The organism is Pseudomonas sp. HMSC066A08, assembly GCF_001813025.1.
GTDB lineage: Bacteria > Pseudomonadota > Gammaproteobacteria > Pseudomonadales > Pseudomonadaceae > Pseudomonas > Pseudomonas aeruginosa.
On the sequence record NZ_KV811331.1, the window covers coordinates 41,010 to 56,297 of the forward strand.

Annotated in this window: 12 protein-coding genes; 10 read left to right on the forward strand and 2 right to left on the reverse strand. The window is 67.1% G+C overall.

All coding sequences use genetic code 11. The features are described from left to right. Nucleotides 1–42 precede the first annotated feature (42 nt). A complete protein-coding gene (locus tag HMPREF2886_RS22525) occupies nt 43–2,481 on the forward strand; it encodes a glycogen/starch/alpha-glucan phosphorylase (RefSeq protein WP_070748414.1) in 2,439 nt (812 codons plus the stop codon). A gap of 6 nt (nt 2,482–2,487) precedes the next feature. On the opposite strand, the gene HMPREF2886_RS22530 is transcribed toward HMPREF2886_RS22525, so the two are convergent. Both HMPREF2886_RS22530 and HMPREF2886_RS34640 read right to left on the reverse strand, forming a co-directional pair. Next, nucleotides 2,488–2,886: a hypothetical protein gene (locus tag HMPREF2886_RS22530; RefSeq protein ID WP_033968749.1), complete on the reverse strand. Its 399-nt coding sequence runs from the start codon at nt 2,884–2,886 to the stop codon at nt 2,488–2,490. An 85-nt stretch (nt 2,887–2,971) separates the two neighbouring features. Beyond that, on the reverse strand, nt 2,972–3,136 hold the full coding sequence (locus HMPREF2886_RS34640) for a hypothetical protein (protein WP_023107965.1): 165 nt from the start codon (nt 3,134–3,136) through the stop codon (nt 2,972–2,974). Nucleotides 3,137–3,384: 248 nt separating this feature from the next. On the opposite strand from HMPREF2886_RS34640, the gene HMPREF2886_RS22535 reads away from it, so the two are divergent. The 9 genes from HMPREF2886_RS22535 to glgB all read left to right on the forward strand — a co-directional run bounded on the left by HMPREF2886_RS22535 (nt 3,385) and on the right by glgB (nt 15,287). Beyond that, a complete protein-coding gene (locus HMPREF2886_RS22535; protein ID WP_003088912.1) occupies nt 3,385–3,552 on the forward strand; it encodes a con-10 family general stress protein in 168 nt (55 codons plus the stop codon). An 80-nt stretch (nt 3,553–3,632) separates the two neighbouring features. Further along, nucleotides 3,633–5,762, forward strand: a complete 2,130-nt coding sequence (katE, locus tag HMPREF2886_RS22540) for a catalase HPII (RefSeq protein WP_033968750.1) — start codon at nt 3,633–3,635, stop codon at nt 5,760–5,762. A gap of 96 nt (nt 5,763–5,858) precedes the next feature. Continuing rightward, nucleotides 5,859–5,993 carry a PSPA7_2676 family Cys-rich small protein gene (locus HMPREF2886_RS35080; protein ID WP_071546800.1) on the forward strand — a complete coding sequence of 45 codons (135 nt, stop codon included), beginning with the start codon at nt 5,859–5,861 and terminating at the stop codon, nt 5,991–5,993. After that, nucleotides 5,990–6,481: an MgtC/SapB family protein gene (locus HMPREF2886_RS22545; RefSeq protein ID WP_058173639.1), complete on the forward strand. Its 492-nt coding sequence runs from the start codon at nt 5,990–5,992 to the stop codon at nt 6,479–6,481. Before HMPREF2886_RS35080 ends, HMPREF2886_RS22545 begins: the two co-directional genes overlap by 4 nt. A 13-nt stretch (nt 6,482–6,494) precedes the next feature. Further along, on the forward strand, nt 6,495–6,737 hold the full coding sequence (locus tag HMPREF2886_RS22550) for a hypothetical protein (protein WP_033968752.1): 243 nt from the start codon (nt 6,495–6,497) through the stop codon (nt 6,735–6,737). 22 nt (nt 6,738–6,759) lie between these two features. Further along, on the forward strand, nt 6,760–7,641 hold the full coding sequence (locus tag HMPREF2886_RS22555) for a non-homologous end joining protein Ku (protein WP_033968757.1): 882 nt from the start codon (nt 6,760–6,762) through the stop codon (nt 7,639–7,641). Nucleotides 7,642–7,784: 143 nt separating this feature from the next. Then, on the forward strand, nt 7,785–9,779 hold the full coding sequence (locus HMPREF2886_RS22560; RefSeq protein WP_033977650.1) for an alpha-1,4-glucan--maltose-1-phosphate maltosyltransferase: 1,995 nt from the start codon (nt 7,785–7,787) through the stop codon (nt 9,777–9,779). Between the two features lie 10 nt (nt 9,780–9,789). After that, a complete protein-coding gene (gene treS / locus HMPREF2886_RS22565; protein ID WP_058173640.1) occupies nt 9,790–13,092 on the forward strand; it encodes a maltose alpha-D-glucosyltransferase in 3,303 nt (1,100 codons plus the stop codon). Further along, complete coding sequence (gene glgB, locus HMPREF2886_RS22570) at nt 13,089–15,287, forward strand: 1,4-alpha-glucan branching protein GlgB (RefSeq protein WP_058173641.1); 2,199 nt, start codon at nt 13,089–13,091, stop codon at nt 15,285–15,287. The genes treS and glgB overlap by 4 nt, the downstream gene beginning before the upstream one ends. Nucleotide 15,288: the final 1 nt, after the last annotated feature.

Here is a 15,288-nt window from a genome sequence, read left to right on the forward strand (position 1 = left end):
CAAGCACCGGCCAGCAGCGGCGGGCCGGAAGGAAGCCCGGCGATGCCCGACAGCCAAGACCAGACCCCAAGTGCGGTCCAGACCCTGAAAGCCAGCATCCTCGCCAAACTGCGCTACAGCGTCGGCCGCGACCCATCCACCGCCTGCCCGCACGACTGGTTCGAAGCGGTGGCCCTGGCGGTACGCGACCACATCATCGACCACTGGGAGGAGGCCACCCCGCAAGGCGAAGCGCCCGCGCGCAAGCGGGTCTACTACCTGTCCCTGGAGTTCCTCATCGGTCGCCTGTTGCTGGACAACCTCGGCAACCTCGGGCTGCTCGAGGAAACCCGCCAGGCCCTGGCCGAGCTGGGCGTCGACCTGCAGCGGATCGTCGCCCTGGAGCCGGACGCGGCGCTCGGCAACGGCGGCCTCGGACGCCTGGCGGCATGCTTCATGGAAAGCATGGCCAGCCTCGACATTCCCGCGCATGGCTATGGCATCCGCTACGAGCATGGCCTGTTCCGCCAGGTGCTGACCGACGGCTGGCAGCAGGAGCAGACCGAGACCTGGCTGGATTTCGGCAACCCCTGGGAGTTCGAACGACCTGAGGTCAGCTACTACATCGACTTCGGCGGCAGCGTGCAGGTCGACAACGAGCACAGTGGCCGAGCCATCTGGCGGCCGGACGAGCGGATCCGGGCGATCGCCTACGACACGCCGATCGTCGGCTGGCGGCGTGCCAGCGTGAATACCCTGCGCCTGTGGCGCGCCCGCGCCGAGGAAGACCTGCAACTGGACCGTTTCAACGCCGGCGACCACATCGGCGCGGTGGTCGACGTGGTCAAGGCGGAGAGCATCTCGCGGGTGCTGTATCCGGCCGACAGCACCGAGGCCGGCCAGGAACTGCGCCTGCGCCAGGAGTACTTCTTCGTCTCCGCCTCGCTGCAGGACTTGCTCGACCGCCACCTGCGCCATCATCACGACCTGCGTAGCCTGCCGGAACAGGTGGCGATCCAGCTCAACGACACCCACCCGGCGATCGCCGTCGCCGAGCTGATGCGGCAACTGGTGGACGTGCACCAACTGGCCTGGCCGGACGCCTGGGCGCTGAGCGTGGCGACCTTGTCCTACACCAACCACACGCTGCTCCCGGAAGCCCTGGAATCCTGGCCGGTGGCGCTGATGGAGCGCCTGCTGCCGCGCCACATGCAGATCATCTACCTGATCAATGCCTTCCATATAGACGCGCTGCGTGCCCAGGACATCCACGACTTCGACCTGTTGCGTTCGGTCAGCCTGATCGAGGAGGGCCACGGCCGACGGGTGCGCATGGGCAACCTGGCGTTCCTCGGTTCGCACCAGATCAACGGGGTATCGGCATTGCACACCGAGCTGATGCGCGAAACCGTGTTCCATGACCTGCATCGTCTCTACCCGCAGCGCATCAGCAACAAGACCAACGGCGTGTCGTTCCGCCGCTGGCTGTTCCAGGCCAACCCGGGGTTGACCGAGCTGCTGGTGGAGACCCTCGGCGCCGACCTGCTGGACACCCCGGAACGGCGCCTGCCGGACCTCGAGGCGCACGTCGAGGACGCCCGCCTGCGGGCGCGCTTCGCCGAGCAGCGCCGGCAGAACAAGACCGCCCTGGCGCGCCTGGTGCTGGACAGCCTCGGCGTGGCGATCGAACCGGAAGCGCTGTTCGACGTGCATATCAAGCGTATCCACGAATACAAGCGGCAGTTGCTCAACCTGCTGCACACCGTGGCGCTGTACCAGGAGATCCGCAACGACCCGACCGCCGACCGCGTGCCGCGGGTGAAGATCTTCGCCGGCAAGGCTGCCGCCAGCTACCACCAGGCCAAGCTGATCATCAAGCTGGCCAACGACATCGCCCGCACCATCAACGACGACCCCACCGTGCGCGGCCTGCTCAAGCTGGTGTTCCTGCCCAACTACAACGTCAGCCTGGCCGAGGCGATCATTCCCGCGGCGGACCTCTCCGAGCAGATTTCCACCGCCGGGCTCGAGGCCTCCGGGACCAGCAACATGAAGTTCGCCCTCAACGGCGCGCTGACCATCGGCACCCTGGACGGCGCCAACGTCGAGATGAGCCAGCGGATCGGCCTGGAACACATGTTCATCTTCGGCCTCAGCGCCCAGCAGGTGGAGCAGCGCCGGCAAGCCGGGGAGCTGGAGATGGGCGGGGTGATCGCGGCCTCGCCGCGGCTGGAGGAAGCCCTGGAGGCGATCCGCAGCGGGCTGTTCTCGGCCGACGACCGCAGCCGCTACGAAGGGCTGGTGGACGGCCTGGTGCACGACGACCGCTTCATGCTCTGCGCCGACTTCGAGGCCTACTGGCATGCGCAGTGCCGGGTCGAGGAAGTCTGGCGCGAGCCCGATCGCTGGTGGCGCTCGGCGTTGCTCAACGTGGCGCGGATCGGCTGGTTCAGCGCCGACCGGACGATCAGTGAATACGCCCGGGATATCTGGAAGCTATGAAGGGCCTTACCAGAAGCCGGCCGGGTGACGGCGTTCGGGGCCCTCCAGGCGAAGGTCGAAGGCGCGGCGGAAGAATACCGCCAGCTCGCTGTCCAGGACCATCGGGTTGATCGACGCCAGCTCGGCCGGCAGGCTGTGCCATTCCTGGGCCCCGGCCAGGTACTGGCGATGGATGACCCGCTCGCCGGGAATCGCCAGCAGGCTGTAGTGGCTTTTCTCGCCTCCCGGCTCGCCGGCTTCCAGGCGCAGGCGAGGATGGCCATCCTCGTCGAGGTCGAGGTCCACGTTGCAGTCCAGGCCGTAGCTGCGCGCCTCTTCGCAGGAATCGACGAAAAGCGGTTTCGCCACCTGTTCGACGAGAGAAATGAAATAGTGCTGGAATCGCACTTCGTCACTGTTTTCCATGGCGAGTTCCATTTGTTTTAAAGTTCGACGATTAATTATTGAATGGGTCTATCGGAATATCAGGTACTGCAATAGAAAAGAATAATTAAGTGCCTCCACCTGGGCCTTCTTCGGTATTCGCTCCATGATATTCGGGGTAGGGTTCCTGATCGCTGTCTCCCGGTTCGAAATTCCATTCATGGCAATCGCGATCGGGCTCTTCGTTGCTTACCACGGGATCGCTGTAGGCCGGATGCTCGTAGGGTTTCATGGTGCTCCTCCGAGATGTGCGGGCTTTCATCTGACGCAATTCGGGGATTCCTGTCAATGCTGGCAATGGAATAAGGCAAGAATCTTGGAATCCTATGGATTGCCCCCGAAACATGCTGGCAAAACGCTTCGCTTTCATTCGTTGAAAATAATCTGAACCACTGGCGAAACAGCCTCTCAGAGTTAGGGCATGCGCAACGCATGCGTCCATGAAATCTGTTCTGAAGAGATTATTCGGAGGAAATAGAAATGGCACAGCATCAAGGCGGTAAAGGCAACTTCGCGGAAGACCCGAAACGTGCTTCGGAGGCCGGCAAGAAGGGCGGCCAGGCCAGCGGCGGCAACTTCAAGAACGATCCGCAGCGGGCCTCCGAGGCTGGCAAGAAAGGTGGCCAGCGCAGCCACGGCGGGAACTGATAACCGCGCAGTGAAGTGAATGGGGCGGAGCAGGGAGGCATCCGCCCCATTTTCATGCCCAGGATGAGGAGAGGAAACCGATGAGCGAGCAGAACAACGAGCAGCGCAGCCAGGCGGCCGGCACCGACACCGTCGACCGTGGCAACAGCAACGCCAAGCTGGAACAGCTGGAGGCCTATCGCGAGGACGCCACCGGAGAGGCCCTGAGCACCAATACCGGCACCCGCATCGCCGATAACCAGAACACCCTGAAGGCCGGCGAGCGCGGACCGTCGTTGCTCGAAGACTTCATCATGCGCGAGAAGATCACCCACTTCGACCACGAGCGCATTCCCGAGCGCGTGGTCCACGCCCGTGGCTCGGCGGCGCATGGCTACTTCGAGGCCTACGAGGACCTCAGCGACCTGACCAAGGCCGGCTTTCTCGCCGAGGCGGGCAAGCGTACCCCGGTCTTCGTGCGGTTCTCCACCGTGCAGGGTCCGCGCGGGTCCGCGGATACGGTGCGTGACGTACGCGGCTTCGCCGTGAAGTTCTATACCGACGAAGGCAACTTCGACCTGGTCGGCAACAACATGCCGGTGTTCTTCATCCAGGATGCGATCAAGTTCCCCGACTTCGTCCATGCGGTGAAACCCGAACCGCACAACGAGATTCCTACCGGAGCGTCCGCCCACGACACCTTCTGGGACTTCGTTTCGCTGACCCCGGAGTCGGCGCACATGGTCATGTGGCTGATGTCCGATCGCGCCATTCCGATCGCCTACCGCAACATGCAGGGGTTCGGCGTGCACACCTTCCGCCTGGTCAACGCGGCCGGCGAGAGTGTGCTGGTCAAGTTCCACTGGCGACCGAAGTCCGGGACCTGCTCACTGGTCTGGGACGAGGCGCAGAAGCTCGCCGGCAAGGACCCCGACTTCAACCGGCGGACCCTCTGGGAGGACATCGAGAAGGGCGACTATCCCGAATGGGAGCTGGGCCTGCAGGTGATCCCGGAGAACCAGCAGGACAGCTTCGACTTCGACCTGCTCGACCCCACCAAGCTGGTGCCCGAGGAGTTGGTGCCGGTAAGGGTGGTGGGGCGGATGGTACTCAACCGCAACCCCGACAATTTCTTCGCCGAGACCGAGCAGGTGGCGTTCCACGTCGGCCACGTGGTCCCCGGAATCGACTTCACCAACGACCCGCTGTTGCAGGGTCGGCTGTTCTCCTATACCGACACCCAACTGCTGCGCCTGAGCGGGCCGAACTTCAACGAGATCCCGATCAACCGCCCGCTGTGTCCGTTCCACAACAACCAGCGCGACGCGCCGCACCGGCAGACCATCAACCGCGGCCGGGCTTCCTACGAACCGAACTCGATCGACGGCGGCTGGCCGAAGGAAACCCCGCCGGCGGCGCGCAACGGCGGCTTCTCCACCTACCACGAGGCGGTCAGCGGCAGCAAGCTGCGCAAGCGTGCCGACTCCTTCGCCGATCATTTCAGCCAGGCCGCATTGTTCTGGCACAGCATGAGCGAGGCCGAGCAGGCGCATATCGTCGCCGCCTACAGCTTCGAACTGTCCAAGGTCGAGCGGCAATCGATCCGGGAGCGCGAGGTCAACCAGATACTCCTCAACATCGATCCGCAACTGGCCGCCAGGGTCGCGGCGAACGTCGGCGTGCAGCTCGCCGCACCGGCCAACCCGGCACCGCAGCCGAAGCCGTCGCCGGCGCTGAGTCAGATGAACCTGCTGTCCGGCGACATCCGTTCGCGCAAGGTGGCGATCCTGATCGCCGATGGCGTCGCCGAGAGCGACGTCAGCGACCTGCGCGACGCCCTCCGCCAGGAGGGCGCGGACGCCAAGCTGATCGCGCCCAGCGCTTCGCCGGTGCAGGCTGAAAACGGCGCCGAACTGAACCCGGAGGGAACCTGGGACGGCCTGCCGTCGGTAGCCTTCGACGCGGTCTTCGTGCCTGGCGGCGCGGCCAGCAGCCAGGCCATCGGCGCTGACGGACGCGGCCTGCACTACCTGCTGGAAGCCTACAAGCACCTGAAGCCAGTGGCCTTCGCCGGCGATGCCCAGGCGCTGGCCAGCCAGCTTTCGTTGCCTGGCGACCCCGGCGTGGTGCTCGGCGCCACGGCCACCGATGTCTTCCCCGGCCTGCGCCAGGCATTGATGCAGCACCGGATCTGGCAGCGCGAGGCGGCGACCAAGGCGATCCCCGCCTGAGGAGCGCCGCTGGCGAATCCGATCGCACCTTCCCGTCGTCTCGTCGGTCACAGCTGGAAAGGGCGGCTGGCCGAGCGATTCGGCGGGAGGACCCGGATGACCTTGCGTTGCCTGATCGGCGGTTGCGACTGGTGCCGGCAACCGGCGTTGCGACTGGGTGAGGAAACCTTCGACTGCGAGCGCTGCCTGCGTTGCGGTGCCCTGCGCTACAGCGGGATACCACGCCGATGAGCGCCTGGGAGACGCTGTGGAAGATCCTCGGCGAGGAGTTCGCCGATCTCGCCGACTTCGAGCAGACCGCCCGCGCCGCGTTGCGCCTGCTGCTGGCGGCGGCGCTCGGTGCGGTACTCGGCTACGAGCGCGAGCAGAGCGGCAAGGCCGCCGGCCTGCGCACGCACATGCTGGTAACCCTCGGCGCGGCGCTGTTCGTCATGCCGCTGCAATTGCAGGGGGGCGGGGCGGACGCGCTGAGCCGGGTGATCCAGGGCACCGTCGCCGGCATCGGCTTCCTCTGCGCCGGCACCATCCTCAAGGCCGGACGGGAAAGCCGGGTCAGGGGCCTGACCACCGCGGCGGGACTCTGGGCCAGCACCGCCATAGGCGTCGCGGTCGGACTCGGTCACCAGGGTACCGCGGTGCTCGGGACGATCCTGGCGCTACTGGTGCTGCATGTCCTGGCCTGCCTGAACCGTTCGCCGCCATCCTCCGATAGCCATTGAGGAGAGTTCCGTCATGTTCAAGGACTTCGACGCCTGTATCGCCTGGACCGACGCGATGCAGGAGCGCCGCCAGCCGGTCGGCCTGATCCTCTATCAGCCCAAGCGGCGCGGCGCGGCGGTACGCGTGCTGTGGGTAGTGACCCCGGGTTGCAGTTGCCTGAGCGACGCCGAGACCGCCGCCGACAACCTGCTCCAGCGCATCACCGACATCGCCGCCGACGGCCGCGTGCGTTACGCGGACGGCGGCACGCTGTAACCAACAAGAGGAGGAAACCGGCATGGCCCGTGCGATCTGGAAAGGCGCGATCAGCTTCGGCCTGGTGCATATCCCGGTGAGCCTGTCGGCGGCGACCTCGTCGCAGGGCATCGATTTCGACTGGCTCGACCAGCGCAGCATGGAGCCGGTCGGCTACAAGCGAGTGAACAAGGTCACCGGCAAGGAGATCGAGCGCGAGAATATCGTCAAGGGCGTGGAGTACGAAAAGGGCCGCTACGTGGTGCTGAGCGAAGAAGAAATCCGCGCGGCGCATCCCAAGTCGACCCAGACCATCGAGATCTTCGCTTTCGTCGACAGCCAGGAAATTCCCTTGCAGCACTTCGATACCCCGTACTACCTGGCCCCCGACCGGCGCGGAGGCAAGGTCTACGCGTTGCTCCGGGAGACCCTGGAGCGCACCGGCAAGGTCGCCCTGGCCAACGTCGTCCTGCACACCCGCCAGCACCTGGCGCTACTGCGGCCGCTGGAGGATGCCCTGGTGCTGATCACCCTGCGCTGGCCGTCGCAGGTGCGCAGCCTGGATGGCCTGGAGCTGGACGAAAGCGTCACCGAGGCGAAACTCGACAAGCGCGAGCTGGAGATGGCCAAGCGCCTGGTGGAGGACATGGCCTCCCACTGGGAGCCGGACGAATACAAGGACAGCTTCAGCGACAAGATCATGAAGCTGGTCGAGGAAAAGGCCGCCAAGGGCCAGCTGCACGCGGTGGAGGAAGAGGAGGAGGTGGCCGGCAAGGGCGCCGACATCATCGATCTCACCGACCTGCTCAAGCGCAGCCTGCGTTCCCGCGCCGGCGGCGGCAAGGACAAGGGCCGCGAAAAGGCCGCGGTCGCCGCGAAGGGTCGGGCCAAGCCCGCTGCCTCGCGTTCGCGGCGCAAGGCCTGAGGCGAACCGCTGGGTAAATCAACCTGAACCAATCGGTCGCCGGCGGGCTCGGAACCAATGACCGTCCGCGCCGCCGGCCATTCGAGGCCGGCGGAAGCCTCGCGACCCATCGCCGAACCCACGTCCCGGAGGAGCGCGCCTCGATGAGTTCGATTGTCCGCAACAGCGACGATGATCCGCTGGTCATCGCCATCCAGCAGCCCCGTATCGCCATCGAGTCGGTCAGCCCGGTGGTGGAAGAGGGCGCCTATCCCGCGAAGACCGAGAGCGACCGCGACCTGCGCCTGGCCGCGCGAATCTTCGCCGATGGCCATGAGGTACTCGGTGCCGAGGTGGTCTGGCGGCGTGTCGGGGAAACCGCGGAGCGGCGCCTGCCGCTGCTGCCCGAAGGCAACGATTTCTGGAGTGCGCAGTTGCGCACGCCGCCCTGCGGCCGCCTGTACTTCCGTATCGAGGCCTGGCTCGACCGTTTCGCCGGCTACCGCCGCGAATTGCGCGCCAAGCATGGCGCACGCCTGCCATTGGACCTGGAGCTGCGCGAGGGCGACGAACTGCTACGGCGCTGCGCCGAGCGCGGCGGTCCGGAGATCGCCGCCGCCTGTGCGCCGCTGGCCGAACGCCTGCAGGCCTGCCAGAGCGTCGAGGAGCGGGTGGCGCTATGGCTGGCGGCGCAGACCGGCGAGCTGTTGCGTCTGGTCGGCCCGCGCGAGCACCTGGTGCGCAGCCGCGAATACCCGGTGGAGGTGGAGCGACCGCTGGCGCGCTTCGCCAGCTGGTACGAGTTGTTCCCTCGCTCGGAAAGCGGCGATCCGACACGCCACGGTACCTTCGACGACGTGATCCGGCGCCTGCCGCAGATCGCCGCGATGGGCTTCGACGTTCTCTATTTCCCGCCGATCCATCCCATCGGCCGCACCCATCGCAAGGGCCGCAACAATTCCTTGCGTGCCGAGGCCGGCGACCCCGGCAGCCCGTATGCGATCGGCAGCGAGGAGGGCGGCCACGAGGCGATCCATCCCGAACTGGGCGACCGCGAGGATTTCCGCCGGCTGCTCGTTGCGGTGCGCGAGCACGGCATGGAACTGGCGCTGGACTTCGCCATCCAGTGCTCCCCCGACCACCCCTGGCTGCGCGAGCATCCCGGCTGGTTCGCCTGGCGCCCGGACGGCAGCCTGCGCTACGCGGAGAACCCGCCGAAAAAGTACGAGGACATCGTCAACGTCGACTTCTACGCCGAACAGGCCCTGCCGAGCCTGTGGGAAGCCTTGCGCGACGTGGTGCTGGGCTGGGTGGAGCAGGGCGTGACGCTGTTTCGCGTCGACAACCCGCACACCAAGCCACTGCCATTCTGGGAGTGGCTGATCGCCGAGGTGCGCGGCCGCCATCCGCAGGTGATCTTCCTTTCCGAGGCGTTCACCCGTCCGGCGATGATGGCGCGCCTGGGCAAGGTCGGCTTCAGCCAGAGCTACACCTATTTCACCTGGCGCAACGACAAGCAGGAACTGGCGGAGTATTTCGCCGAACTCAACCAGCCACCCTGGCGCGACTGCTACCGGCCGAACTTCTTCGTCAACACCCCGGACATCAATCCCTGGTTCCTGCAACGCTCCGGCCGCCCCGGCTTCCTCATCCGCGCCGCCCTGGCGACCATGGGTTCGGGGCTGTGGGGCATGTACTCCGGCTTCGAGCTGTGCGAGGCGGCGGCCTTGCCGGGCAAGGAGGAGTACCTCGACTCGGAGAAATACCAGTTGCGTCCGCGCGACTACCAGGCGCCGGGCAACATCGTCGCCGAGATCGCCCGGCTCAACCGCATCCGCCGGGAAAACCCTGCGTTGCAGACGCACCTCGGATTCCAGGCCTACAACGCCTGGAACGACCGCATCCTGTATTTCGGCAAGCGCACCGCGGACCTCGCCAACTTCATCCTGGTGGCGGTCTGCCTGGACCCGCACGAAGCCCAGGAGGCGCATTTCGAACTGCCGCTGTGGGAGTTCGGCCTGCCCGACGACGCCAGCCTCCAGGGCGAGGATCTGATGAACGGGCATCGCTGGGTCTGGCACGGCAAGGTCCAGTGGATGCGCATCGAACCCTGGCACCTGCCGTTCGGCATCTGGCGCGTGCGGCGCGTCGACGCATAAGGAGAAGCCCATGGCCAGACGCGAGAAACCGGTCTTTCTCAACGACCCGCAGTGGTACAAGGACGCGGTGATCTACCAGGTCCACGTGAAATCCTTCTACGACGCCAACAACGATGGCATCGGCGACTTCGCCGGGCTGATCGAGAAGCTCGACTACATCGCCGACCTCGGCGTGAACACTCTCTGGCTGCTACCGTTCTACCCGTCGCCACGCCGCGACGACGGCTACGACATCGCCCAGTACCGTGGCGTGCACAGCGACTACGGCAGCCTCGCCGACGCCCGCCGGTTCATCGCCGAGGCCCATCGACGCGGCCTGCGGGTGATCACCGAGCTGGTGATCAACCACACCTCCGACCAGCATCCCTGGTTCATCCGCGCCCGCCACGCGAAGAAGGGGTCGCGCGCCCGCGACTACTACGTCTGGTCGGACAGCGACGAGAAATACCAGGGTACGCGGATCATCTTTATCGACACCGAGCAGTCCAACTGGACCTGGGACCCGGTCGCCCAGCAGTACTACTGGCACCGCTTCTATTCCCACCAGCCGGACCTGAACTTCGACAACCCGCAGGTCCTGCGCGAGGTGCTCGGGGTGATGCGCTACTGGCTGGACATGGGCGTCGACGGCCTGCGCCTGGACGCGATTCCCTACCTGATCGAACGCGACGGCACCAGCAGCGAGAACCTGCCGGAAACCCACCAGGTGCTCAAGCGCATCCGTGCCGAGCTGGACGCGCACTATCCCGACCGCATGCTGCTGGCCGAGGCCAACCAGTGGCCGGAAGACACCCGGCCATACTTCGGCGGCGAGGATGGCGGCGAGGGCGACGAATGCCACATGGCCTTCCACTTCCCGCTGATGCCGCGCATGTACATGGCCATCGCCCAGGAGGATCGCTATCCGATCACCGACATCCTGCGCCAGACCCCGGACATCCCGGCCAATTGCCAGTGGGCGATCTTCCTGCGCAACCACGACGAGCTGACCCTGGAGATGGTCACCGACGACGAGCGCGACTATCTCTGGAACCACTATGCCGCCGACCGCCGCGCGCGCCTCAACCTGGGCATCCGCCGGCGCCTGGCGCCGCTGGTGGAGCGTGACCGGCGGCGCATCGAGCTGCTGCACAGCCTGCTGTTGTCGATGCCGGGCACGCCGACTCTGTACTACGGCGACGAGATCGGCATGGGCGACAACATCTACCTCGGCGACCGCGACGGTGTGCGGACCCCGATGCAGTGGTCGGTGGACCGCAACGGCGGCTTCTCCCGCGCCGACCCGGCGAAGCTGGTGCTGCCGCCGATCCTCGACCCGCTGTACGGCTACCAGACGATCAACGTCGAGGCGCAGGCGCGCGACCCGCATTCGCTGCTCAACTGGATGCGCCGCCTGCTCGCCGTGCGCAGCCAGCAGAAGGCCTTCGGCCGCGGCAGCCTGAAGATGCTCGCGCCGAGCAACCGACGGATCCTCGCCTACCTGCGCGAATACGCCGAGGGCGAACGGCAGGACAGCATCCTCTGCGTGGCCAACCTGTCGCGCGCGGCCCAGGCGGTGGAACTGGACCTCGCCAGCCATGCCGGCAAGGTGCCGGTGGAGATGATCGGCGGCATGTCGTTCCCGCCGATCGGCGAGCTGACCTACCTGCTGACCCTGCCGCCCTATGGCTTCTACTGGTTCTACCTGGCCGACGCGACACAGATGCCGAGCTGGCACGTGGCCGCCGACGAGCGCCTGCCGGAGCTGCCGACCCTGGTGGTCAAGCAGCGCCTCGGCGAGCTGCTGCAGGGCGCATCGCGGAACATCCTGGAAGGCGAGACGCTGCCGGCCTACCTGCCGAAGCGCCGCTGGTTCGCCGGCGAGAAAGGCCAGCCACGGCTCTGCTACATCGTTCCGCTGGACGAGGCGGAGCCGCGCTGTGCGCTGTGCGAAGTGGAGATCGACGGGCTGCGCTACCAGTTGCCGCTGGGCTTCCTCGACGCCGACCAGCGCGGCGACAGCCTGCCGCAGTTGCTGGCCCTGGCGCGCCTGCGACGCGGGCGCAAGGTCGGCCTGCTGACCGACGCCGCCAGCCTGCCGCTGTTCGCCCGCAGGGTCCTCGCGCAACTCCGCGCCGAGGCGGTGATCGCCCACGGCGACGGCGAGATCCAGTTCGTCCCGGCGGCGGGACTGGCGGAACTGGACGACATCGCCGACGAAGACGTCCTGCCGTTCTCGGTGGAGCAGTCCAACAGCTCGATCCGCTTCGGCGAGCGCATGGTCCTCAAGGTGCTGCGCAAGATCCTTCCGGGGCTGCACCCGGAAATCGAGGTCGGCGGCTACCTGACCCGCCACGGCTACCCCGGCATCGCCCCGTTGCTCGGCGAGGTACGGCGGGTCGGCGCGGATGGCGAGCCGCGCACGCTGATGATCCTGCAGGGCTACCTGAACAACCAGGGCGACGCCTGGAACTGGACCCTGGACAACCTGGAGCGCGCCGTGCGCGACGAGATATCCGCGGCCAGCGAGGCGCTCGAAGGGCAATACGACAGCCTCGCCGAACTGCGCGGCTTCGCCGCCAACCTCGGCGCCCGGCTCGGCGAGATGCACAGCGTACTGGCCGCCGAGTCGGACGATCCGGCCTTCGGCAGCCGCGAGAGCGACGAAGCCAGCACCCAGGGCTGGGCGCTGCGCATCGCCGAACAGTTGCGCGAAGCCGGCAAACGCCTGGGCGAGCCGCCGCGGCCGTTGCAGGGCGAGGCGGCGGAACAGGCGCGGCGCCTGCTGGAACGCCTGCCGGCGCTGCTCGAACGCCTGCCGCTGCTGGCCCGCCAGGCCGCCGGCGGGCTGCTGATCAGGGTCCACGGCGACCTGCACCTGGGCCAGGTGCTGATGGTCCAGGGCGACGCACGCTTCATCGACTTCGAGGGCGAGCCGGCGCGCAGCCTGGAAGAGCGCCGCCAGCGCCACAGTCCGATGAAGGACGTCGGCGGCATGTTGCGCTCGTTCGACTACGCGGCGGCGATGGTCCTGCGCAACGCGCAGAGCACCGATAGCTCGGAACAGGCCGACAGCGCCCGGCGCAAGGTCGCCACGCGCTATCGCGGCGAAGCCCGCGACGCCTTCCTGGCCGGCTACCGCGCCGCCGCGGCGGGCCTCGCGCACGCCTGGCACGGCCGCGAAGGCGAGGGCGCGGCGCTGGCCCTGGCCTGCCTGGAAAAGGCCGCCTACGAACTGCGCTACGAAGCCGACTACCGCCCCGACTGGCTGGAAGTGCCTCTCGCCGGTCTGGCCGAACTCACCGAACACCTCCTGAAGGGCAAGAACCGATGAGCGAACCGATGTCCGAACGCGAACGCTGGCAACTGGAGCTGGACAAGCTGCAGCGCGGCCTGCAGGGCGATCCCTTCGCCTTCCTCGGCCCGCAACGCGACCCCGGCGGCGAAGGCGGCGTGCTGCGTGCCTACCTGCCCGGCGCGCGGCGCGTCGAGCTGCTCGACGAAGACGGCGCGACACTCGCCGAACTGGAGCAGAGCGACCCCGGCAGTGGCTTGTTCCAGCGCCACCTGGAGCGCCTGCCGCCGCGCTACAGCCTGCGCGTGCACTGGCCGGACGGCGTGCAGGAAAGCGAAGACCCCTATGCCTTCGGGCCGTTGCTCGGCGAACTCGACCTGTACCTGTTCGCCGAAGGCAACCACCGCCAACTGGCCTCCTGCCTGGGCGCGCAACTGACCCGTCACGAAGGCGTGGAGGGCGTGCGCTTCGCGGTCTGGGCGCCGAACGCCGTGCGCGTCTCGGTGGTCGGCGATTTCAACGGCTGGGACGGGCGCCGTCACCCGATGCGACGACGCTATCCCTCCGGCGTCTGGGAACTGTTCGTCCCGCGTCTCGGCGAGGGCGAACTGTACAAGTACGAGTTGCAGGGCCACGACGGCCTCCTGCCGCTGAAGGCCGACCCCCTGGCGCTGGCCTGCGAGACGCCGCCCGGAACCGCTTCGAAGACCTGCGCGGCGTTGCGCCACGAATGGCGCGACCAGGACTGGCTGGCCCGGCGCGCGGAGCGCCAGGGCTATGCGGCACCGCTGTCGATCTACGAAGTCCACGCCGGCTCCTGGCGCCACCGCGACGGCCGGCCGCCGCACTGGTCGGAACTGGCGGAGGAGCTGATTCCCTACGTGCGCCAGCTCGGTTTCACCCATATCGAGCTGATGCCGGTGATGGAACATCCCTTCGGCGGCTCCTGGGGCTACCAGCCGCTCGGGTTGTTCGCCCCCACCGCGCGCTACGGCACGCCGGAGGACTTCGCCGCGTTCGTCGACGCCTGCCACCAGGCCGGCATCGGCGTGATCCTCGACTGGGTACCGGCGCATTTTCCCACCGACGCCCACGGCCTGGGCCGTTTCGACGGCACGGCGCTGTACGAGTACGAACATCCCTTCGAAGGCTTCCACCAGGACTGGGACACCTACATCTACAACCTTGGCCGCAGCGAGGTGCACGGCTTCATGCTGGCCTCGGCGCTGCACTGGCTGCGCACCTACCACGTCGACGGCCTGCGGGTGGATGCGGTGGCCTCGATGCTCTACCGCGACTATTCGCGCAAGGAAGGCGAATGGCTGCCGAACCGCCACGGCGGCCGGGAGAACCTGGAGGCCATCGACTTCCTCCATCACCTCAACCAGGTGGTTGCCAGCGAGACCCCCGGCGCGCTGGTGATCGCCGAGGAATCCACCGCCTGGCCCGGCGTCAGCCGTCCGGTGGCGGAGGGCGGCCTGGGCTTCAGTCACAAGTGGAACATGGGCTGGATGCACGACAGCCTGGCGTACATCGGCGAAGACCCGCTGCACCGGCGCTATCACCACCACCAGTTGACCTTCGGCCTGCTCTACGCCTTCTCCGAGCATTTCATCCTGCCGATCTCCCACGACGAGGTGGTACACGGCAAGCACTCGCTACTGGACAAGATGCCCGGCGACCGCTGGCAGAAGTTCGCCAACCTGCGCCTGTACCTGAGCTTCATGTGGTCGCACCCGGGCAAGAAGCTGCTGTTCATGGGCTGCGAGTTCGGCCAGTGGCGCGAGTGGAACCACGACGGCGAACTGGACTGGTACCTGCTGCGCTATCCGGAGCATCAGGGCGTACAGGACCTGGTGGCGGCCCTCAACCGGCTGTACCGCGAACTCCCCGCACTGCATGCGCGCGACGGCGAGGCGCTCGGCTTCGAATGGCTGATCGGCGACGACCAGGCGAACAGTGTCTACGCCTGGCTGCGCCACGCGGCCGGCGAGCCGTCGCTGCTGGCGGTACACAATTTCACCCCGGTGCCGCGCCAGGGCTATCGGATCGGCATACCGCAAGGCGGCGACTGGGACGTGCTGCTCAATAGCGACGCCCAGGCGTTCGCCGGTTCCGGCGCAGGCAGCCAGGGCCGCGTCTCCAGCGAGTCGTGCGGCGCCCATGGCCAGGCGCAGTCGCTGGTGCTCGACCTGCCGCCGCTGGGCACGCTGCTGCTGCGTCCGGCCGGCTGAT